Consider the following 22,650-nt stretch of genomic DNA (forward strand, 5'->3'; position numbering starts at 1 on the left):
TTAGTTACTGCTGGTTTCGCGAGAGAAAGCCTGACGGTGCAGGATGGCCGTAAATTCTTCCATGAAGTTATCGTAGTTTTGCTCAAGCTTGTTCACACGCTGGTTGAGGCGGTTATACGCCATAACCGCAGGGATAGCAGCAAACAAACCGATCGCAGTAGCAATCAGTGCTTCTGCAATACCCGGTGCAACCATTTGCAGGGTAGCCTGTTTCACAGAACCTAAGCCGATAAAGGCGTGCATGATGCCCCAGACCGTACCAAACAGACCGATGTACGGGCTGATGGAACCGACAGTGCCGAGGAATGGAATGTGCATTTCAAGGGATTCGAGTTCACGGTTAAAAGAAATACGCATCGCACGCGAAGAACCTTCAATCACAGATTCGGGTGCATGGCTGTTGGCACGATGAAGACGTGCGAACTCTTTAAAACCGGAATGGAAGATTTGCTCTGCCCCGCTCAGGGTTTCGCGACGGCCCTGGCTTTCCTGATACAAACGGGAAAGCTCAATACCGGACCAGAATTTATCTTCAAACGCTTCTGCCTCACGGGTGGCGGCATTCAGCACTTTCGTACGTTGAATGATGATTGCCCAAGACGCGACAGAGAAGCACACCAGGATAAGCATAATCAGCTTAACCAGGATGCTGGCCTTTAAAAATAAATCAAGCATGTTCATGTCAGTCACTGCTTAAACTCCGCGACAATAGACTTAGGAAGCGCTCGTGGCTTCATTTGGTGTGGATCAATGCACGCAATTAACACTTCCGCAGAACTCAGAAGGTTTCCTTGCGAATCAAGAATTCGTTGTGCAAAAGTAAGAGAAGCTCCGCGAATGGACGTAATCTCACTCTGGACATCCAGCATGTCATCTAGACGAGCTGGTGCAAAGTATTCGACCGTCATGCGGCGGACAGCAAAAGCGACGTGTTCGCCCAGCAACTGTTGCTGGTGAAAATTGCGTTGGCGCAACATCTCTGTGCGAGCCCTTTCATAAAAGGCGACGTATCGAGCGTGGTAGACCACACCTCCCGCGTCTGTGTCTTCATAGTAGACACGAACCGGCCATCGGAACAACGAATTACTCACTGTACATCCCGTAATGCAATTTGACGGCACTACTATACTCAAGAGGGCTGGGGTTGGGAATGGGTTGCATTGATGTATTGAAAATAATTATGGGCCAGAACGGCCCATAAGATTTTGAATGTAAATCTGTGTATTTATTCAGCTAAAAAAGTATAGAAGACCAGCAGCTAAGGCAATCATAGCGAGCAACGGGCAAAAGAATGCTTTCCAAATCGACTTATGCGGGCGGAATCCCAGACCGTGGATCACGCCAGCACACACCGCCCAAATCAGAATGATCCCATGCCACACTTCCAGCTGACTGGTCGACGAGGCAAACATACCCGGTTTCCAGAACACACAGCCGGCAAGAACCAGCGACATCACCAGTGAAAGGGCCCGCAAGGGGCCCTTATCGGTGAGGGCGTAAATCTTATCCGCGATCACACTCATTACTTCTCTTCTTTGGCAGCTTTATTGGCTTCGCTGTGCTCAAACGCCAGCGCGGTAATGATACCAAACGAGCAAGCCAGTAAGGTGCCGAGGATCCAGGCAAAATACCACATGGTGTTCTCCTTAATACAACGAATGCTTGTTGTTCTCGATGTAGTTTTTATCGAGGCGACCGAACATCTTGTAATACGCCCATGAGGTGTAAATCAGGATGAGTGGCACAAAGATACAGGCTACAACGGTCATCACTCTCAGCGTCAGCAGTGTGGAGGTCGCATCCCACATGGTCAGGCTGGCATTCGGCTCAGTAATGGACGGCATCACGAACGGGAACATGGTGATACCGGCAGTCAGGATCACACAGGCGATAGTCAGTGAGTTACTGATAAACGCCAGTGCGCCCTTGTTGATGCGTGAGAACAGAATGGTCAGCAGCGGCAGAATAACGCCGAGCGCAGGGATAGCCCACAGGCCCGGTGTTTTATTGAAGTTAGCCAGCCATGCGCCCGCTTCGTGAGATACCGTTTTGCGCAGAGGATTCGACGGGCCCGCGTGATCCATCACTGAAGTCACGGTGAAGCCATCAATCCCTTTGACTAACCAGATACCGGCAAGCAGGAAGCACACCATCATCACCAGCGCGGAAATCTGGGATGCTGCACGGGTACGCAGGTGCAGTTCACCCACGGTACGCATTTGCAGATAGGTTGCGCCCTGCGTGATAAGCATGGTCAGGCTGACCAGACCGGCGAGAATGCCGTACGGGTTCAGCAGCTGCAACAGGTTGCCGGTGTAGAAGAGACGCAGATCGTTATCAATGTGGAACGGAACGCCCAACAACAGGTTACCGAATGCCACGCCGAACACTAATGCCGGCACGAAGCTCCCGATGAAGATGCCCCAGTCCCACATGCCACGCCAGCGTGCGCTATCGACTTTTGAACGATAGTCAAAACCGAGCGGACGGAAGAATAAGGCGCACAGCACCAGCACCATCGCGGCGTAGAAACCGGAGAATGCCGCGGCGTAGACCATCGGCCATGCAGCGAACAGCGCGCCGCCGGCGGTGATGAGCCAGACCTGGTTACCGTCCCAGTGCGGGGCGATGGCGTTGATCATTACCCGGCGGTCGGTATCGGTTTTGCCGATAATACGCACCAGAATGCCTACGCCCATATCGAATCCATCGGTGACTGCGAAGCCGATAAACAGCACGCCAATCAGCACCCACCAGATGAACCTTAGCGATTCATAATCAAACATATTTGGACTCCCTTTTACCGAGTTTGCTCAAGTGGCGCTGGAGTTTGTTCAAAGTGATAGCGACCTGTTTTCAGGCTGCTTGGGCCCAGGCGTGCATATTTGAACATCAGGAACATCTCAGCGATCAGGAACAGGGTGTACAGGCCGCAGATCAGAATCATCGACGTCAGTACATCACCTACCGTCAGTGAAGAGTGCGCAACCGCAGTCGGTAGCACTTCACCAATCGCCCAAGGCTGACGACCATATTCCGCCACAAACCAGCCCGCTTCCACAGCAATCCACGGTAATGGAAGGCCGAGGAACACCGCGCGGTGCAGCCAGCGTTTCTGACCAATCTTGCCACGGATCACCGCGAAGAAGGACAGACCGATCAGCACTAACATCAGGATGCCGCAAGCAACCATGATACGGAATGCGAAATACAACGGCAGAACGCGAGGAATAGAATCTTTGGTGGCTTTCTGGATTTGTGCATCACTCGCATCAGCCGGGTTATCGGTATAGCGTTTGAGCAACATACCGTAGCCCAGATCCTGCTTGGCGCTTTCGAAATCGCTGCGTACTTTCGGGTCAGTGTTACCTGAACGCAGTTCTTCCAGCAGGGTGTACGCTTTCATCCCGTTGCGGATACGCACTTCGTGTTGCGCCATCAGGTCTTTCAGACCGGTGACCGGCGTATCAACCGAACGCGTTGCGATGAGCCCCAGCAGGTATGGAATCTGAATAGAATATTCGTTTTCCATTTTGTCCTGATTCGGCATGCCGAACAGCGTGAAGCTGGCTGGTGCAGGTTGGGTATCCCACTCGGCTTCAATGGCAGCCAGTTTCGTTTTCTGTACGTCGCCCATTTCGTAACCGGACTCATCACCCAGCACGATAACGGAAAGCACAGCCGCCAGACCGAAACTTGCGGCGATAGCGAATGAACGCTTCGCGAAACCGATGTCACGGCCTTTAAGCAGGTAATAAGAGCTGATGGCCAGAATGAACATCGCGCCAGTCACATAACCGGATGCCACGGTGTGAACGAATTTAACCTGCGCAACCGGGTTCAAAACCAGCTCAGAGAAGCTGACCATTTCCATGCGCATGGTTTCGTAGTTGAAGGTTGATGCAATCGGGTTCTGCATCCAGCCGTTCGCCACCAGGATCCACAATGCTGATAAGTTCGACCCGAGGGCAACGAACCAGGTCACCGTCATATGCTGAACTTTAGACAGACGATCCCAACCAAAGAAGAACAGGCCGACTAATGTGGATTCAAGGAAGAACGCCATTAAACCTTCAATCGCCAGAGGCGCACCGAAGATATCACCGACGTAATGTGAGAAATATGACCAGTTGGTCCCGAACTGGAATTCCATGGTTAAACCGGTGGCGACACCAAGTGCAAAGTTAATTGCAAAAAGTTTGCCCCAGAATTTGGTCATATCTTTATAGATTTGTTTGCCCGAAAGCACATAAACCGTTTCCATAATTGCCAGTAAAAACGCCATACCCAGCGTTAATGGGACAAATAGGAAATGGTACATGGCTGTTAAAGCAAACTGTAAACGCGACAGTTCAACGATATCAAACATCTTGACCCCTTGCTCCTCGGAGGAAGACCCCAACTTGCGATCTCTGACGAATCGGTCACCCGGAACGCCTCATGACTACCAGAATTCAAATCAAATGTGTGCAGAACAGAAATGTCTGCGATATGACGGAGTAAGACCGGCTCGCAGGCACTCTGATACCCGACAAAAAACCGACCTTTCAGCCTCGAACAGGGCTTTGCGGACAGGAAAAATTTCGGGAAAAGTAAACATACAAAATACTGATGTTACAGGGCTGATATGTTACGCCACTAATTCCACACAATAAATAGGTTTTTTAGTGACCCAAAGCGGATTTACGCATACAGGTCAATTAGCGCTCAGATCCGCCTCATCGGGTGAAATTGATCTGACGCAATTTAAGCCCATCTCATTGTTTATTTCTATATAAGATACCGCAAATTCCAAAAAAATATTTCCGGATGTTACTGATGGGTTTCAATACACTTTAATGATGACTTTATTGTTAATTAATTGTGTTTATATGGTTGGCAATAATACCCATCCAGCTACTTTAAAATCCCTATTTATTAACTTTCCATTCCCAGTGAACCTATCGTGCGTTGTTAATAATTATGACTTAAATCGGTTATTGTTAAACATTATAGCAGCAATAAAAAAGGTCACCCGAAGGTGACCAACATGTCGAATCTTTGTCGCTTTCAACCCGCCAGAATTTTTCTGGCAGGCGATGTCGTACTTACTGTGGCAGCAGTGATTTTACTGCTTCCCCGATATCAGCCAGGCTGCGAACGGTTTTTACACCGGCCGCTTCCAGCGCAGCAAATTTATCATCTGCAGTGCCTTTACCACCGGCAATGATGGCGCCAGCGTGGCCCATACGTTTGCCTTTCGGCGCAGTCACACCAGCGATATAACCCACAACCGGTTTAGTCACGTGTGCTTTGATATAAGCTGCCGCTTCTTCTTCCGCATTACCACCGATCTCACCGATCATCACGATCACTTCAGTCTGCGGATCTTCCTGGAACAGCTTCAGAATATCGATGAAGTTAGAACCCGGGATCGGGTCACCGCCGATACCGACGCAGGTGGACTGGCCGTAACCGTAATCAGTCGTCTGCTTAACGGCTTCATAAGTCAATGTACCGGAGCGGGAAACGATGCCCACTTTGCCCGGCAGGTGAATGTGGCCCGGCATGATGCCGATTTTGCATTCGCCCGGTGTGATCACGCCCGGGCAGTTTGGCCCGATCATGACCGCATCGCTTTGGTCGAGCTTCATCTTCACAACCAGCATATCCAGCGTCGGGATGCCTTCGGTAATACAGATGATAAGCTTGATACCCGCATCCAGCGCTTCCAGAATGGAATCTTTGCAGAACGGTGCCGGAACATAAATCACAGACGCGGTGGCGCCGGTGGTTTCTACCGCTTCACGCACGGTGTTAAATACTGGCAGACCCAGATGTTCGGTGCCGCCTTTACCCGGCGTCACGCCGCCGACCATTTTTGTGCCATAAGCGATGGCTTGTTCGGAGTGGAAAGTCCCCTGGCTACCGGTGAAACCCTGGCAGATAACTTTGGTGTTCTTGTTGATTAAAATCGACATTATTTCCCCTCCACTGCCGCGACAACTTGTTGAGCCGCATTCGTCAGGCTGGTCGCTGCAATGATGTTCAAACCGCTGTCCGCCAGTTTTTTGGCACCCAGCTCGGCATTGTTACCTTCAAGACGCACCACAACCGGCACGCTGACGCCCACTTCTTCCACCGCACCGATGATACCGTCGGCGATCAGGTCGCAACGAACGATACCGCCGAAGATGTTAACGAAGACGGCTTTCACTTTTTCATCCGACAGAATGATTTTGAAAGCTTCGGTCACGCGTTCTTTAGTCGCACCGCCGCCCACGTCGAGGAAGTTAGCCGGTTCGCCACCGTGCAGTTTCACGATGTCCATAGTGCCCATTGCCAGACCGGCACCGTTCACCATGCAACCGATGTTGCCGTCGAGCGCCACGTAGTTCAATTCCCACTGTGCAGCCTGAGCTTCGCGAGCATCTTCCTGACTGTGGTCACGCATTTCGCGCAGTTCTGGCTGACGGAACAAGGCATTACCGTCCGCGCCCAGTTTGCCATCGAGGCAAATCAGGTCACCGGCGGTGGTCACCACCAGCGGGTTGATTTCGATCAGCGCCAGATCGCGCTCAAGGAAGATGTTCGCCAGACCCATGAAGATCTTAGTGAACTGCTGAACCTGCTTACCGGTCAGACCCAGTTTGAAGGCCAGTTCGCGGCCCTGATACGGCTGCGGACCAGCCAGCGGATCCAGTGCCACTTTGTGGATCAGGTCCGGGGTTTCTTCCGCCACTTTTTCAATTTCCACGCCGCCTTCAGTAGACGCCATGAACACCACGCGACGGGAGCTGCGATCGACTACCGCGCCGAGGTACAATTCTTTATCAATGTCAGTCGCCGCTTCAACCAGGATCTGGTTAACCGGCTGGCCCTGTGCGTCTGTCTGGTAAGTCACCAGACGTTTACCCAGCCAGTGTTCAGCGAATGCACGAATTTCTTCTTTGCTTTTCACCACTTTCACGCCGCCCGCTTTACCGCGACCACCGGCATGAACCTGACATTTCACCACCCACGGACCGGCACCGATTTTCGATGCAGCCTCTTCCGCTTCACGCGGGGTGGAACAGGCGAAGCCTGATGGTGCTGGCAGGCCGTAGCGCAGGAAAAGCTGTTTCGCCTGATACTCATGTAAATTCATGATGTTCTATCCATTCTTATTCAGTAGGAGGGCTTTATCAGTGGCACAGCGAACCGTGCCACTGAGGGTCGAGATCTCTTTTACTTACGGCAACCGGGGACTAAACGTCCAGCAGCAGACGAGCCGGATCTTCCAGCATCTCTTTAATGGTCACCAGGAAGCCGACCGATTCGCGGCCATCAACCAGACGGTGGTCGTAGGACAGTGCCAGATACATCATTGGCAAGATCACGACCTGACCATTCACTGCCATCGGACGATCTTTAATGGCGTGCATGCCGAGGATCGCGCTCTGCGGTGGGTTGATAATCGGAGTAGACATCAGGGAGCCAAAGACGCCGCCGTTGGTCACAGTAAAGTTACCGCCGGTCAGTTCTTCAACTTTCAATTTGCCGTCACGGCCTTTGATCGCCAGCTCTTTGATTTTCTTCTCGATATCCGCCATGCCCAGCGTATCCACATCACGCAGAACCGGGGTCACCAGGCCACGTGGCGTTGAAACGGCAATGCTGACGTCGAAGTAGTTGTGGTAAACCACATCTTCGCCATCAATGGAGGCGTTCACTTCCGGATAGCGTTTCAGCGCTTCAACCACGGCTTTCAGATAGAAAGACATGAAGCCCAGACGCACACCGTGACGTTTTTCGAAACCATCACCGTACTGCTTACGCAGATCCATGATTGGCTTCATATTGATTTCGTTAAAGGTGGTCAGCATCGCAGTGCTGTTCTTGGCTTCCAGCAGACGCTCGGCAACGCGTTTACGCAGACGGGTCATCGGTACACGTTTTTCGCTGCGAGAACCCAGAGCCGGTGCCGGTGTTTCGCTGGCAGCAGGCGCTGAAGCAGGTGCGGTTGCAGGTTTCGCATCTTTGGCTTTCGCCAGGTGTTGCTCAACGTCTTCACGGGTCAGACGACCGCCCACACCGCTGCCTTTAATGGCGTTGGCATCAAGAGAATGTTCTGCAATCAGGCGGCGGATCGCCGGGCTGAGGGCGTCGCTGCTCTCTTCTTCCAGCGCAGCTGTGTGGCGTGCCGCAGGAGTCGCTTCTTTATCGGAGCTTTTCTCAGTGCTTGGCTTACCAGAGCTGTTACCCGGACGAATGCGCGCCAGAATCTGACGGGAAATCACCGTTGCGCCTTCGTCTTCGATGATGCTGTCCAGAATACCGGCTTCGCTCGCCGGCACTTCCAGAACCACTTTATCGGTTTCGATTTCTACCAGTACATCGTCACGCTCAACACTGTCGCCCGGCTTTTTGTGCCAGGTGGCAACCGTCGCATCCGCAACGGATTCAGGAAGGTCAGGGACCAGAATATCTACGCTACTCATTATCAATCCTTCTTATGTTCCATATGGTTAACTGACACCAACGCGGTTATTTAACGTTCAGCGCATCGTTAACCAGATCTTGCTGTTGCTTCTGGTGAACGGACATGTAGCCGACTGCCGGAGAGGCAGAGGCCGGGCGTCCTGCGTAACGTAAAGAAGCCCCGAAAGGAATCACTTCACGGAAATTGTGTTGGCTGCAGTACCATGCGCCCTGATTCAGCGGCTCTTCCTGACACCAGACGAAATCATGAACGTGCGCGTATTGTTCCAGCACTTCCTGAATGGCCTTGTGCGGGAACGGATACAGCTGTTCGATACGGACGATCGCGACGTCAGTTTTTTCGTTCTTACGACGCTGTTCCAGCAGATCATAGTAGACCTTACCTGAACACATCACGACGCGCTTAACCTGTTTCGGATCCAGTTCGTCCACTTCACCAATGGCCGGCAGGAAGCTGCCGTTGGCCAGTTCGTCCAGCGTGGAAACCGCCAGCGGATGACGCAACAGAGACTTCGGTGACATCACGATCAGCGGACGACGCATACCGCGCAGCGCCTGACGACGGATCATGTGATAAACCTGCGCCGGGGTAGACGGGATACATACCTGCATGTTTTGCTCAGCGCAAAGTTGCAGATAGCGTTCCAGACGCGCGGAGGAGTGCTCCGGCCCCTGCCCTTCGTAGCCGTGCGGCAGCAGCATCACCAGACCACACATGCGGCCCCATTTTTGCTCGCCGGAGCTGATGAACTGGTCGATGACCACCTGAGCACCGTTGGCGAAATCGCCGAACTGCGCTTCCCAGATAGTCAGCGTACGCGGTTCAGCCGTGGCATAACCGTATTCAAACGCCAGCACCGCTTCTTCGGAAAGCACGGAGTCCCAGACGTTGAATTCGCCCTGGCTGTTGTGAATATTCGACAGCGGCACATACACAGAACCGTTTTTCTGGTTGTGGATCACCGCGTGACGGTGGAAGAAGGTTCCGCGGCCGGTATCTTCACCGGACAGACGGATAGGAATACCTTCGTCGACCAGCGTGGCGTAAGCCAGATTTTCGGCACCGCCCCAGTCAAACTTCTTGTTGCCTTCAGCCATCTCGTTACGGTCGCCATAAATCTTGGCCACGCGGGACTGCATTTCGATAGCGTCCGGTACATGGCTGACGCGACGCGCCAGCTCCTGCAGACGTTTGAACTCCACCTTATTCGGGTAAGCTTCGTCCCACTCGTGGTTCAGATACGGTGACCAGGTGAACGTGTGCATGTCATTTTGACGCCACTCTTCCACCACACACTCACCGGCATCCAGCGCATCGCGGTACAGGTTGACCATTTCGGTCGCATCTTCCAGGCTGGCAACGTTCTGCTCAGTCAGAATGTCTGCATAGATTTTGCGCGGTGTCGGGTGTTTCTTGATCTTGTTGTACATCAGTGGCTGCGTTGCGCTTGGCTCATCGGCTTCGTTATGGCCGTGGCGACGGTAGCAAACCAGATCAATCATGACATCGCGTTTAAAGGTATTGCGGAAATCCAGCGCCAGACGGGTCACGAAAGCGACAGCTTCCGGGTCATCCGCATTGACGTGGAAAATCGGCGCCTGCACCATTTTCGCGATATCGGTACAATAATCGGTAGAACGCGCATCTTTCGGGTTCGAGGTGGTGAAGCCCACCTGGTTATTAATGACGATACGCACAGTACCGCCCACTTCATAACCGCGCGCCAGCGACATGTTCAGTGTTTCCTGAACCACGCCCTGACCGGTAATCGCCGCGTCACCGTGAATGGTGATTGGCAGAACCATGTTGCTGCGCGCTTCGTCCAGACGGTCGCGACGAGCACGGACAGAACCGATGACGACCGGGCTGACGATTTCCAAATGCGACGGGTTAAACGCCAGCGCCAGGTGAACCATACCGCCTTCGGTTTCCACATCAGACGAATAGCCCATGTGGTATTTCACGTCACCGGTGCCCAGGTGTTCTTTATGTTTGCCGGAGAATTCGTCAAACAGATCCTGAGGTTTTTTACCCAGCACGTTGATCAACACATTCAGACGACCACGGTGCGCCATACCCAGCACCACTTCACGCGTTCCATTTTTGCCCGCGTGACGGATCATGTCTTTCAGCATCGGAACCAGCGCATCGCCACCTTCCAGGGAGAAGCGTTTAGCTCCCGGGAATTTCGCGCCCAGATAACGTTCCAGACCTTCTGCTGCGGTCAGCTCTTTCAGGAACGTTTTCTTTTCTTCATTGGTGAAGTTTGCACGACCGACCACGGATTCGACACGCTGCTGGATCCAGCGTTTCTCTTCGGTGTTGGTGATGTGCATGTATTCCACACCGATGGAGCCGCAATAGGTTTGCTTCAGGGCTTTATACAGCTCGCCGAGCTGCATGGTTTCTTTGCCGATGGCAAAAGAACCGACGTTGAAGGTTTCCTGGAAATCAGCTTCGGTCAGATGGTGGAACGCAGGGTCAAGATCGGGCACATCGTCCAGTTTCCACAGGCCGAGGGGATCAAGGTTCGCGTTCTGATGGCCACGGAAGCGGAAGGCGTTGATTAACTGCAACACCTTAACTTGCTTGGCATCCGTTTCAGGATCGCTGATGGAGGAGTTATAACGTGACGCGTCTTTCGCCAGACGGCGGAAGTAGTCCCGTGTTTGAGAATGGAGTTGCTCTGGTTTCACACCCACTGTTGGTAGCTGTTTAAAAATCGAACGCCAGCTATCGTCAACGGAACCAGGATCGGTTAAGTAGTCTTCATAGAGTTGTTCTATGTAAGACTGGTTCGCACCCGCCAGATAGGAGGAATCCAGCCAGGCCTTCATTGCGCCGTTCTGCATCGTGATCCCTTAAGCTTTGAAGCTTTAGTTTTCGCCGTGGTTAATAATAATGACCGTGATACACCGCGGTAAAACGGTTTTCCTTACTAAAACAGTTCGTTGGTTGAGCGTTTGGCTCTTCAAGGAACCTTCAAAAATCCGCCATGCGCGTGACTGACTTTTGAAGTTGCCCTGCTTATCTTTCTCCCCCTGGCGACACCTTTTAGGCCACTTATCTGTAAAAACAGCTGAAACTGATGTCCCTGATTTTTACCCAACTATCTTACTCCAGTCAGGCGCAACTTTGTTGCACTTGTTGCTACTTTGTTATTAAAAATTTACTTATTTGCTATCAGCGCCTCAGTTAGCACATTTGTAACTATTGTAAGTAGCGCTTATGAGTAAATAACAGCGGGAACCTGAGTTCCCGCTGTGGCATGGCTTATCTTGTCAGGCACCGCGTTGTAGCAGCATCGATTTGATATGGCCGATAGCTTTGGTCGGATTTAGCCCTTTCGGACACACACTCACACAGTTCATGATGCTGTGGCAGCGGAATACGCTGAAAGCATCATTCAGATCGTCGAGACGCGGTTGTGTTTCGGTATCGCGGCTGTCGATCAGGAAACGGTAAGCGGCCAGAAGACCTGCCGGACCGACAAACTTGTCCGGGTTCCACCAGAAGGACGGGCACGACGTCGAGCAACAGGCGCAGAGAATACATTCGTACAATCCGTCGAGTTTTTCGCGTTCTTCCGGCATCTGCAAATGTTCACGCGCCGGAGGATTTTTCCCATCATTCAACAAGTAAGGCTTAATCTTCTCATACTGCTTATAGAATTGCCCCATGTCCACTACAAGGTCGCGCACAACCGGTAACCCAGGTAACGGACGGATAACAATCTTCTTGCTGCCATGACGTAACGTCGAGACCGGCGTGATACAGGCCAGGCCGTTTTTCCCGTTCATGTTCAGACCGTCTGAACCACAAACGCCTTCACGGCAAGAGCGGCGGAAGGCCAGCGTCGGATCCTGCTCTTTCAGCAAAATCAGCGCATCAAGCAACATCATGTCGCGCCCTTCCTGGGCTTCCAGCACATAGTCTTTCATGTACGGGACGTCATCGACGTCCGGGTTATAGCGATAAATCGAAAATTCGAGTTTCATATTCTGTCTCCGCTACGCCCTAGTAAGTACGCGCTTTCGGCGGGAACGCCGCGCGAAGCTTAGGCTGCATGTTCACCTCACGGCGGGTCATGCTTTCGGTTTCCGGCTGATACAGCGTGTGGCACAGCCAGTTCGCATCATCACGATCCGGGAAGTCAAAGCGGCTGTGAGCGCCACGGCTTTCGGTGCGGTAGTTTGCGGAGACAGCCGTCGAGAACGCGGTTTCCATCAGGTTATCCAGCTCCAGACATTCCACGCGCTGAGTGTTGAACTCCGTCGAGGTATCGTCCAGACGGGCCGATTTCAGACGTTCGCGGATCACTTTCAGCTGTTCCAGACCTTCAGCCATCGCATCGCCTTCGCGGAATACCGAGAAGTTGTTCTGCATACAGGCTTGCAAGTCTTTGCGGATAGCCACCGGATCTTCACCGGAACGGGTATTGTTCCAGCGATTGAGACGCTCAAGAGACACATCAATGTCGTCCTGAGAGGCTTCACGGCTGTCGCCCTGCTCATTGATAGATTCCTGCAAGTGCATACCGGCAGCGCGACCAAACACCACCAGATCCAGCAGCGAGTTGCCACCGAGGCGGTTGGCACCGTGAACGGAAACACAGGCAATTTCGCCGACCGCGAACAGCCCTGGGATCACCACGTCTTCGCCCTTCTCGTTCACACGCAGTGCCTGACCGGTCACTTTGGTCGGAATACCGCCCATCATGTAATGGCAGGTTGGCAGTACAGGGATCGGCTCTTTGATGGGATCCACGTGGGCAAAGGTGCGGGAGAGTTCGAGAATGCCCGGCAGGCGGGATTCCAGCACTTCACGCCCCAGATGATCGAGTTTCAGTTTTACGTGCGGGCCCCACGGACCTTCGCAGCCACGGCCTTCACGGATTTCGATCATGATGGAACGTGCCACCACGTCACGACCCGCAAGGTCTTTGGCATTCGGCGCATAACGTTCCATGAAACGTTCGCCGTCTTTATTGAGCAAATAACCGCCTTCACCACGGCAGCCTTCTGTGACCAGAACGCCCGCACCGGCGATACCGGTCGGGTGGAATTGCCACATTTCCATATCCTGCACTGGCACGCCAGCGCGCAGCGCCATACCCACACCGTCGCCGGTATTGATGTGTGCGTTAGTGGTGGACTGGTAAATACGGCCTGCACCGCCGGTTGCCAGCACGGTCGCTTTGGCTTTGAAGTAGACCACTTCACCGGTTTCGATGCAGATAGCCGTACAGCCGACGATCGCGCCGTCCTGATTCTTCACTAAATCCAGTGAATACCATTCGGAGAAAATCGTGGTGCCGTTTTTCAGGTTTTGCTGATACAGCGTGTGCAGCAATGCGTGGCCGGTACGGTCAGCGGCTGCTGCTGTGCGGGCCGCCTGCTCGCCGCCGAAGTTCTTCGACTGGCCACCAAACGGACGCTGATAAATACGGCCATCTTCAAGACGGGAGAAAGGCAGACCCATGTGTTCGAGTTCCAGAATCGCTTCCGGCCCGGTTTTACACATATATTCAATGGCGTCCTGATCACCGATGTAGTCGGAACCTTTTACGGTGTCGTACATATGCCATTCCCAGTCATCCTCATGGGTGTTGCCCAGCGCGACGGTAATACCGCCCTGCGCTGACACCGTATGGGAGCGGGTCGGGAAGACTTTGGAAATCAGGGCACAGGTCTGGCCCGTTTGTGAAATCTGTAATGCTGCACGCATACCGGCGCCACCTGCACCGATCACTACAGCATCAAACTCTCTGACTGGCAGATTCATTTACTACGCTCCCCAAACAACAATTGTTCCGTAAAGTAGGTAAACCACTAACGTGACGACGATGGCCAGTTGCAGCACCAGTCGAACAGCTACCGGTTTGACATAGTCCGTTAACACCTGCCACATGCCGATCCACGCATGAATCAAAATCGACAGCAGCGCCAGCAGTGTGAATACTTTGGTGATGGAGGAAGCGAAGAAGCCATGCCAGACATCAAACGTCAGTTCCTGGGCCAGAACCACGAAGCCCAGAATATAAAGGATGTACAGGGTGAGAATAATTGCGGAAGCACGAAGTAACAGCCAGTCGTGCACACCATTGCGCCCTAATGCAGAAACATTGCTTACCATACGAGGACTCCAGCCAGAATTGACAGCACGACGGTCAGACCGATTGCCACCTGGGCAGAACGGGTACCGGCAGCCAAACTCTCTTCGATATAGCCAAAATCCATCAGCAAGTGGCGGATGCCACCGCAGACGTGATAGGCCAGCGCAGTGAGTATTCCCCAGAAGATGAATTTGACGAAGAAGCTATTCATGATGGCAGCCGCTTGCGCAAACCCTTCAGGAGAAGAGAGTGACAGGCCTAGCAGCCAGAGGAGGATACCGACGGCGACGAAGGTTATTACGCCAGAGACTCGGTGTAAGATGGACGCTATCGCAGTAACGGGAAACCGGATCGTTTGCAGATCCAGATTGACAGGTCTTTGTTTTTTCACGGTTTTGCCCACACAGCTCTTATTATTTTACTTCCTCCGGTCTGGAGCAGTGTCAGACAGCATTAAGACTGTAAGCCTTCATCCCTCGCGCTCAAACAACGACATCCAATGTGCTTAAACGGCGCGTGATGCATTTTCTCAGTTTTTACGTTTGGGAAACGCGAAATGCTCAGAAAATAACGCTGGGTGCTCCTACTTCAGGGTTTGCCCGGAGACCTCGTCGAAGTATAGGTTGATCACATTCTTATTACAATTGCCCTACAAATGCTTTATTCACATTTCTGCGAAACAGTGAGTTAGCTCCCAAATTCAATAAATCGCACAAAATAAATTATCGAGTTTGACATTTGATCAACATTTCCATTACATATGAATCATCCCTATAGGACTGTGATACTGAGCACATACCGGCTTTACCCTCACGCACCAAAAAGGGGAAAGTATTAAGAGAATCAGTGGATCACACAATCGTAAGACGGGGTCTTCCCTGTCGGGCCAAGTTATGCAAAAGTGGTGATTGTGTAAATCCTCAACCTCTTCATTGGTACTGAGCGACAGAACAGTAATGATTTACCGAATCTTTAACAACGATGAAACGCCGCTTGTTTGTCACAGAGCAGTCTGAGACTGCAATTCGACTCAGCTCTACGTTCCCTTCCGATACGATCGCAGAGTTAAGGCTGATAATAATAATGACCTTACAAGGCGTCGCTTCCAGGCATTTCTGTTGTTATCGATTTTTAAAAATAAGGCGCTAAGGAGACTGTAAATGGCTGATAAGAAAGCGACACTTACCCTACAAGGTCACGACCCGATTGAACTGGATGTGCTGTCCGGCACGCTGGGCCAGGATGAAATTGATATCCGCACCCTCGGTTCAAAAGGCCTTTTTACCTATGATCCCGGTTTCACGTCTACTGCATCCTGCGAATCCAAAATCACCTACATTGATGGTGAAGAAGGCATTCTGCTGCACCGCGGTTTCCCGATTGATCAGCTGGCGCAAGAGTCTAACTTCCTGGAAGTGAGCTACCTGCTGCTGAACGGCGAAACCCCGACACCGAAGCAATTCGAAGAATTCAAAACCAATGTGACCCGTCACACTATGGTGCACGAGCAGATCACCCGTCTGTTCCACGGTTTCCGTCGTGACTCTCACCCGATGGCCGTCCTGTGCGGCGTGACCGGCGCGCTGGCCGCGTTCTATCACGACTCCATTGACGTCGAAAACGAACGTCACCGCGAAATCGCCGCTTACCGTCTGCTGTCCAAAATGCCGACCGTTGCCGCGATGTGCTACAAATATTCTATCGGCCAGCCGTTCGTGTATCCGCGCAACGACCTGTCCTATGCTGGCAACTTCCTGCACATGATGTTCTCCACCCCGTGTGAAGAATACAAAGTGAACCCGATTCTGGAACGTGCGATGGACCGAATTTTGATCCTGCACGCCGACCACGAACAAAACGCCTCAACGTCAACAGTGCGTACCGCTGGCTCAAGTGGCGCTAACCCGTTCGCCTGTATCGCTGCAGGTATCGCCTCTCTGTGGGGACCGGCTCACGGTGGTGCCAACGAAGCCGCGTTGAAAATGCTGGAAGAAATCAGCAGCGTGGATCACATCCCTGAGTTCGTTAAACGCGCAAAAGATAAAAATGATTCGTTCCGCCTGATGGGCTTTGGTCACCGTGTTTATAAAAACTATGACCCGCGCGCCACCGTAATGCGTGAAACCTGTCATGAAGTGCTTAAAGAGCTGGATCTGAAAGATAACCTGCTGGAAGTGGCGATGGAGCTCGAGAACATCGCGCTGAATGATCCGTACTTCATCGAGAAGAAACTGTATCCGAACGTCGATTTCTACTCCGGCATCATCCTGAAAGCGATGGGCATTCCGTCTTCCATGTTTACCGTTATCTTTGCGATGGCGCGTACCGTGGGCTGGATTGCACACTGGAGCGAAATGCACCAGGACGGCATTAAAATCGCCCGCCCTCGTCAGCTCTACACCGGCTACGACAAACGTGATTTCCATTCTCAGCTGAAAAAATAATCTCTTCTTTTTTCACTATAATCCAAAGCGCCAGCATTTATGCTGGCGCTTTTATTTACGACTGTTTCAGCAATTATTGGTATTGTTGTTCCTGTGCACCGTAGATCGTCAATTGTGAAGGGTAATGTTCATTTTCCCTGGCACTGAACGTATATATATCCCCTTTTTTCTTCGAGTCACCACTGAGGCAAAATGCGATTTCCGTTTGCCCTTGCTGCTGCGCCTGTTTCACTATACTGGTCACATCAATATCACGATACCTCTGTGCTTCATCAAGATATAACCCTGCATAGGATTTATAGTTACACACCGGCCTGGTATTCCATGTCACACTCTTTTCGTCCCAGTCAGTTGTCGTCGGATAAATATAAATCATCTGCGCGCCGGTTGATGTACTTCTTCCGCCAAAAAGATGCACGTTATATTTAAATAAGGCTAACTGTGAGTCCGGATAGTTAGTAGGTAGTGCGGGGATTTTAAATTTCAACAATGTGATTTTTTCATCATTACCCGCTTCCGCAGAATTTGAGGTATCACCCTGAACTAACAACTGCTGACTGTCGCCAAAGTTTTTATCACTCTCCTCTTTATTACTGACATAAGTATCAGCGCTGGTATCAAGATAGGTATATGGCATATAGCTTGTACAATCATAGTTATTATTCATGCAGCGTTCTGTCATGAATTTTGCAGCATCAGGTGCCCAGCCATTAATAAAATCACCATGCGCGGTATAGAGTGTCCCCCATTGATCAATACGCTTTTCCCCTTCCATGATCGGATCCAGAGATAACTGAACCGTTCTCAAATCCAGAGAGGTAGCGCCTGGAAACTGATAGGCAATATTCATGTTAACGGTAGGAATATGTTTGGGGTAGTCAGCCGGGCAGACGCCGTTATCATCTGAATACACGGCATTCGGTTTGCGGGGGGAGCCTGACGGTTTTGCCGCGATATTCTTACCATCCCAGCAGTTGGGAAATTGAATGCCGATATTAAATTGCAGAGTGCTGCCGTCTGCAGGCTGTTTACATGTGCGCTGGTCACTTTGGCTGTAACCCGTACCGTCATTACATAAAAAACTAATACGTGGGTTTTGCGTAGTGCCTTTATGGTCACCGGCTAAAAGCTGTAAACCCGCCGGGAACGGTATTAACGGATTTGCTTCACTGCCCGCAGTTTGATAATACGTCTTCTGATAGAGCGGTCGCACTTCTGTGCCATCAGGTAATCTTAATGAGGGTGCCCAATAAGCTGAGGAATCGGCTAAATCGGTACAGGTTGTGGCAGGTTTATTTTGCAATGTTTCATATGTTGTGGATGCGTCCGTAGACGTATTACCAAAAAAATCATGCCACATCGCGTGATTAGGCATACCAAACATTAAAATAGCGTCATCACCTAAAGTGTGGTGATAAGCGCACTGAACGCTGGTCTGATAATCATCAGCCTGCGCCATAAAGGGTACGATACCTGTACAACAAAGAGAGACAAATAAGCCTGCTTTGTATTTATTCATGGGAAACCTCGCCAGTAAAATCAATTATTACACCTATTGCAAACTTACCTGCAATTTAAAAAGCATATAATAAGCACTGGCGTTAATACGCCTGAAATATGCACACAAATATCATTTCTTATAATTTTTATTAATCATAAAAATAACTCACTTACACCTGACACACCGGGCACCAGAAAAATGGCCGCGATGACACGCTGCTTTTGACGATGGGGTCGCCGCAACGCTCGCAGGGTTTGCCCGTGCGGCCAAAAACCTTAAACCGGAACAACGCGCCGTGATGCACATTTTCATCCATCGTGCCGCGCGTGGCGTAGGATAATCGCGCCACAGACAAACAGGCATCGGCCAGCGCATCCAGCTCTGTTTCGTTCAACTCTTTCGGCTTGTGTTCCGGCAGCAGTTTCGCCAGCCAGAGAATTTCTGCCCGCAGATAGTTTCCAAGACCAGCAAGAAACGCCTGATCGAGCAACATACCGCCCAGTTGCCGGTTACGGAATTTAGGCGAGATTAACCGCTCACGTACCTGCGCGACCGTCAGCGTTTCGTCCAGCACATCCGGGCCGATACGTTGCAGGAACGGATGATTTTCTATTTCCGCCGTATCATAAATCCCGATTTCAGACGCGCTGTACAACAGGATCGCCGCATCGGTGGTCTGCAACTGCACCCGCAGCGAACGTTTGGTTTCTTTCGGTGTTTCACCGCCCTTCACTACCCGCCAGACGCCATAAAGTTGATTGTGGCTGTAAAGCGTCAGGCCGTTGGAGAAGTGGGTCAGCAGTGCTTTACCGCGCGTTTCAATCGCCGTGATTTTCGTACCACGCAGAGCCGACTGGTAAGGTTTCAATGAGGGGAAAGCAAACCAGACATCCGTGAGCGGTTTATTGACGACCGCGCGCACCAGTAAATCGGCCGCGCGGCGAATTTCAGGACCTTCAGGCATCAGTGAGTCGCACCCTCGGCAATTCGCAGATCCTGCTCAGTATGCAGGGCAATGGCGATAGTCAGTTCAAGGGCATTGAGCACAGTGTGTACTGACATACTTGGCTCGCCGGGATGTTTCGCGGCTTGTTCAGGCAGATAAGGAATATGGATAAAGCCGCCTTTCACCACGCTGCAGGAAGGATGTGCCAGCCGGTGCATCAGCCCGTACATCACGTGATTGCACACATAAGTGCCCGCCGTTTGCGACACTGACGCCGGAATACCCGATTCGCGCAAGCCGTTCACGATGGTTTTGATCGGCAGCGAAGAAAAATAGGCCACCGGGCCGTCGGCAACAATAGGTGCATCCACCGGCTCATTGCCCTCGTTATCTGGGATCCGCGCATCATCAATATTGATTGCCACACGCTCAACGCTGAAATCACTGCGCCCGCCAGCCTGACCGACGCACAGCACCATTTCCGGATGCACTTCATCAATCGCCGCATTCAGCGCGTCAATCGCTTTACCAAACACGCAAGGCAGCTGCCGCACCACAATCTGCGCGCCCGACAGTTCCAGATCACCCAGTAATTTCACCACTTCCCACGACGGATTGACACGCTCGCCGCCAAACGGGTCGAAACCGGTCACTAAGACTTTACGCATGATAGATCCTTGTTGTAGGGCAAGACTGATATCTCATCTGTTAGCTATGAGGTAATTATGATCGGATTTCAATCCCCTGCTCACCAAATGCCTCGCGCAGTTTTTTGGCAAATGTCAGGGCGTGCTCACCGTCACCATGCAGGCAGACGGTATCGGCCTGAACCGGAACCCAGACGCCTTCGCGACTGAGCACTTTTTGTTGTTGCACCATCGCCAGTGTCTGTTCCAGCGCCTGTTCATCGGTGTCGATCATTGCATCGGGCTGACTGCGCGGTACCAGCGAACCGTTGCTCAAATAGCGGCGGTCAGCAAACACTTCCTGCCGCGTTGCCAGCCCGTACCGCTCACCGGCGCGGATAAGCTCGCTGCCCGCCAGCCCCACCAGACGCAGCGTCGGGTCAACGTCGCAGACTGCGCGGGCAATGGCGTCAGCCAATTGCGTATCGGTCGCCGCCTGGTTATACAACATCCCGTGCGGCTTGACGTGCACCATCTTTGCGCCTTCGGCACGGGTGATGGCCGCCAGTGCGCCGAGCTGATAGACCACCTGCGCATAAACGGTTTCCGGCGGCAACTGCATGGCGGTACGACCGAAGTTTTCGCGATCGGGAAAACTCGGGTGCGCGCCAATCGCCACGTCATACTTCAGCGCCCAGCGCACTGATTGCTGCATCGTCTGCGCGTCTCCGGCGTGAAAGCCGCAGGCGATATTGGCGGAACTGACCAGTTGCAACAGCGCCTCGTCATTGGCACAGCCTTCACCGAGATCGGCGTTGAGATCAACGCTCATACAGCCCCCGCTTGATCTGTTCAATAAACAGTGACTGCTCCCGCAAAGCTTTCTGCGCCTCCTCCAGCGTACATTTCACGAAATGCACCGGTTCCCCCAGGCGGATTTGCGCCAGATTGTAGAGATCGGCTTCGATCACGCAGGCAATACGCGGATAACCGCCGGTGGTCTGGGCATCGGCCATCAATACAATCGGCTGACCTCCGTGCGGCACCTGCACCACGCCCGGTAACAGGCCATGAGAAAGCATCTCGCGGTCGGTTTCCCGTTTCAGCGCGTGGCCGTGCAGGCGATAACCCATGCGGTTACTTTGCGGGCTCAGTTGCCACGACGCACGCCAGAAGGCATCACGCGCTTCGGCGCTGAACTCCTGATACTCCGGCCCCGCTATGGCGCGGATACGATTACCAAACAGCAGTTGTTTGATGCCGCCTGCGCTTTTTGGCATATGGAAACTGTCACCGGTGGGCAACACATCGCCGTCCTGAAGCGGACGTCCGTTGTAACCGCCGAATTTTGCTTTCAGATCGGTGCTGCGCGAGCCCATCACTTCCGGCACGTCGATCCCGCCAGAAATCGCCAGATAACTGCGCATTCCACGCGTCGGTGTTTTCATGGTGAGCACCTGACCCGGCTTCACGGCGTAGCGCCATCCGGTCCAGACATCTTTGCCGTCGAGTTGCGCGTGGCATCCTGCGCCGGTCAGCGCCATCCAGCCTTCGCGATGAAACTCGGCGCTGAACTGCCCGAGAGTAATCTCCAGCCCGGCGGCGTTCTCATCATTGCCGGCCAGCAGATTGGCGATGCGCAAAGCTGGCGCATCCAGCGCGCCGGAATGGCTGACCCCCTGCTGGCGGTAACCGTTGCGGCCTAAATCCTGCACCGTCGTAAACATCCCTGCGCGTAAAACCTTCAGCATACGCCCTCCTTCTGTGGCACAAAGCGCACGTGGTCACCGGGTAATAATAAGGTCGGGGATGAACGCGTGGGATCAAACATCGCCAGCGGCGTCTGCCCGATAAGCTGCCAGCCGCCGGGTGTGGCCAGCGGATAGATACCGGTCTGGCTGCCGCCGATGCCAACGGAACCCGCGGGTACGGAAAGCCGCGGTTCACCGTGGCGTGGCATAGCCAGTTGCTCCGGCATTCCGCCGAGGTACGGGAAGCCGGGCTGGAAACCGAGGAAATAGACGGTGTAATCGATACCCGAATGGCATCCGACCACCTCACGTGGCGTCATACCGGTATGGCGGGCGACGCTCTCCAGATCCGGCCCCTGCTCACCGCCGTAGATAACCGGAATTTCAATCAGTCGGGAAACCGGTTCAATGGCTTCGCTCTCTTCCCACCAGGTTTGCAGGCGCTCAATCGCGTCCAGCGCGGAGCTTTGCGCATCGGTGAGTAAGACCGTCAGATTATTCATACCGGGAATGACTTCGCGAACGCCGGGATAGGCCGCGCGATCCTGTAAACGTTGGGTCAGACCCCAGATCCGCTGCTGGCTGGCCAGCGTCACAGGCGGTTCCAGTTCCAGCACTACCGCGCGTTCACCCAGCAGGTAACATCGTGCTCGTTGCACTCAGACACTCCTCAAAGAAGGGTTGTGGATCATTGAGTTATTCATGAACTCAATGTCCCGATAAGGGTATGTAGATTAAGGGTAGTTATGCGGGAAAGCGACAGAGGATGTCAACTTGTCAAAGACGACCAAAGGGCGGCGAAGGTT

21 protein-coding genes are annotated in these 22,650 nt (G+C 52.6%); 1 reads left to right on the top strand and 20 read right to left on the bottom strand.

Translation table 11 applies throughout. The features are described 5' to 3' along the window. The 14 genes from tolQ to sdhC all read right to left on the bottom strand — a co-directional run bounded on the left by tolQ (position 1) and on the right by sdhC (position 14,979). Positions 1-690 carry a Tol-Pal system protein TolQ gene (tolQ, locus tag I2123_RS17380; protein ID WP_056771666.1) on the bottom strand — a complete coding sequence of 230 codons (690 nt, stop codon included), beginning with the start codon at positions 688-690 and terminating at the stop codon, positions 1-3. Next, positions 687-1,091 (bottom strand): tol-pal system-associated acyl-CoA thioesterase, encoded by a 405-nt coding sequence (ybgC, locus tag I2123_RS17385; RefSeq protein ID WP_112168972.1) that lies wholly within the window; start codon positions 1,089-1,091, stop codon positions 687-689. Before ybgC ends, tolQ begins: the two co-directional genes overlap by 4 nt. Positions 1,092-1,229: 138 nt before the next feature. After that, positions 1,230-1,523, bottom strand: a complete 294-nt coding sequence (ybgE, locus tag I2123_RS17390; protein ID WP_112168973.1) for a cyd operon protein YbgE — start codon at positions 1,521-1,523, stop codon at positions 1,230-1,232. Beyond that, positions 1,523-1,636, bottom strand: a complete 114-nt coding sequence (cydX, locus tag I2123_RS17395) for a cytochrome bd-I oxidase subunit CydX (protein WP_013576433.1) — start codon at positions 1,634-1,636, stop codon at positions 1,523-1,525. Before cydX ends, ybgE begins: the two co-directional genes overlap by 1 nt. Positions 1,637-1,646: 10 nt before the next feature. Beyond that, a complete protein-coding gene (cydB, locus tag I2123_RS17400) occupies positions 1,647-2,786 on the bottom strand; it encodes a cytochrome d ubiquinol oxidase subunit II (RefSeq protein WP_112168974.1) in 1,140 nt (379 codons plus the stop codon). 14 nt (positions 2,787-2,800) lie between these two features. Further along, positions 2,801-4,369 (bottom strand): cytochrome ubiquinol oxidase subunit I, encoded by a 1,569-nt coding sequence (gene cydA / locus I2123_RS17405; RefSeq protein WP_112168975.1) that lies wholly within the window; start codon positions 4,367-4,369, stop codon positions 2,801-2,803. Positions 4,370-5,087: 718 nt separating this feature from the next. Next, positions 5,088-5,960 (bottom strand): succinate--CoA ligase subunit alpha, encoded by an 873-nt coding sequence (gene sucD, locus I2123_RS17410; protein WP_056771654.1) that lies wholly within the window; start codon positions 5,958-5,960, stop codon positions 5,088-5,090. Then, complete coding sequence (gene sucC / locus I2123_RS17415; protein WP_213051119.1) at positions 5,960-7,126, bottom strand: ADP-forming succinate--CoA ligase subunit beta; 1,167 nt, start codon at positions 7,124-7,126, stop codon at positions 5,960-5,962. Before sucC ends, sucD begins: the two co-directional genes overlap by 1 nt. Positions 7,127-7,226: 100 nt before the next feature. Continuing rightward, positions 7,227-8,459, bottom strand: a complete 1,233-nt coding sequence (gene odhB / locus I2123_RS17420; RefSeq protein WP_112168976.1) for a 2-oxoglutarate dehydrogenase complex dihydrolipoyllysine-residue succinyltransferase — start codon at positions 8,457-8,459, stop codon at positions 7,227-7,229. A 46-nt stretch (positions 8,460-8,505) separates the two neighbouring features. Continuing rightward, a complete protein-coding gene (gene sucA, locus I2123_RS17425; RefSeq protein ID WP_112168977.1) occupies positions 8,506-11,313 on the bottom strand; it encodes a 2-oxoglutarate dehydrogenase E1 component in 2,808 nt (935 codons plus the stop codon). Positions 11,314-11,742: 429 nt separating this feature from the next. Continuing rightward, the gene (locus I2123_RS17430; protein ID WP_112168978.1) at positions 11,743-12,459 is read right to left on the bottom strand and encodes a succinate dehydrogenase iron-sulfur subunit; all 717 of its coding nucleotides are present in this window, start codon (positions 12,457-12,459) and stop codon (positions 11,743-11,745) included. Between the two features lie 19 nt (positions 12,460-12,478). Next, positions 12,479-14,245 carry a succinate dehydrogenase flavoprotein subunit gene (gene sdhA, locus I2123_RS17435; RefSeq protein ID WP_213051120.1) on the bottom strand — a complete coding sequence of 589 codons (1,767 nt, stop codon included), beginning with the start codon at positions 14,243-14,245 and terminating at the stop codon, positions 12,479-12,481. A 3-nt stretch (positions 14,246-14,248) separates the two neighbouring features. Next, positions 14,249-14,596, bottom strand: coding sequence for a succinate dehydrogenase membrane anchor subunit (gene sdhD, locus I2123_RS17440; RefSeq protein WP_112168980.1), 348 nt, complete (start codon positions 14,594-14,596; stop codon positions 14,249-14,251). Beyond that, complete coding sequence (gene sdhC / locus I2123_RS17445) at positions 14,590-14,979, bottom strand: succinate dehydrogenase cytochrome b556 subunit (RefSeq protein WP_101077384.1); 390 nt, start codon at positions 14,977-14,979, stop codon at positions 14,590-14,592. Before sdhC ends, sdhD begins: the two co-directional genes overlap by 7 nt. A 757-nt stretch (positions 14,980-15,736) precedes the next feature. On the opposite strand from sdhC, the gene I2123_RS17450 reads away from it, so the two are divergent. After that, positions 15,737-17,020, top strand: a complete 1,284-nt coding sequence (locus tag I2123_RS17450; RefSeq protein WP_112168981.1) for a citrate synthase — start codon at positions 15,737-15,739, stop codon at positions 17,018-17,020. A gap of 73 nt (positions 17,021-17,093) precedes the next feature. Here the strand turns inward: I2123_RS17450 and I2123_RS17455 are convergent, their stop codons facing one another. The 6 genes from I2123_RS17455 to pxpB form a co-directional block, all read right to left on the bottom strand. After that, positions 17,094-18,539: a CBM96 family carbohydrate-binding protein gene (locus I2123_RS17455; protein ID WP_213051121.1), complete on the bottom strand. Its 1,446-nt coding sequence runs from the start codon at positions 18,537-18,539 to the stop codon at positions 17,094-17,096. Positions 18,540-18,690: 151 nt separating this feature from the next. Next, positions 18,691-19,485, bottom strand: a complete 795-nt coding sequence (gene nei / locus I2123_RS17460) for an endonuclease VIII (protein WP_213051122.1) — start codon at positions 19,483-19,485, stop codon at positions 18,691-18,693. Beyond that, complete coding sequence (gene pcp, locus I2123_RS17465) at positions 19,485-20,135, bottom strand: pyroglutamyl-peptidase I (RefSeq protein WP_213051123.1); 651 nt, start codon at positions 20,133-20,135, stop codon at positions 19,485-19,487. The genes nei and pcp overlap by 1 nt, the downstream gene beginning before the upstream one ends. A 55-nt stretch (positions 20,136-20,190) precedes the next feature. Continuing rightward, the gene (gene pxpA, locus I2123_RS17470; RefSeq protein WP_112168985.1) at positions 20,191-20,925 is read right to left on the bottom strand and encodes a 5-oxoprolinase subunit PxpA; all 735 of its coding nucleotides are present in this window, start codon (positions 20,923-20,925) and stop codon (positions 20,191-20,193) included. Then, positions 20,915-21,844 (bottom strand): 5-oxoprolinase subunit PxpC, encoded by a 930-nt coding sequence (gene pxpC, locus I2123_RS17475; protein ID WP_213051124.1) that lies wholly within the window; start codon positions 21,842-21,844, stop codon positions 20,915-20,917. Before pxpC ends, pxpA begins: the two co-directional genes overlap by 11 nt. Continuing rightward, entirely contained in the window at positions 21,838-22,503 is a 666-nt protein-coding gene (pxpB, locus tag I2123_RS17480; RefSeq protein ID WP_112168987.1) for a 5-oxoprolinase subunit PxpB, read from the bottom strand. Before pxpB ends, pxpC begins: the two co-directional genes overlap by 7 nt. Positions 22,504-22,650 lie beyond the last annotated feature (147 nt).

The sequence above is a fragment of the Rahnella inusitata genome (genome assembly GCF_018288855.1).
GTDB classification, from domain to species: domain Bacteria; phylum Pseudomonadota; class Gammaproteobacteria; order Enterobacterales; family Enterobacteriaceae; genus Rahnella; species Rahnella inusitata.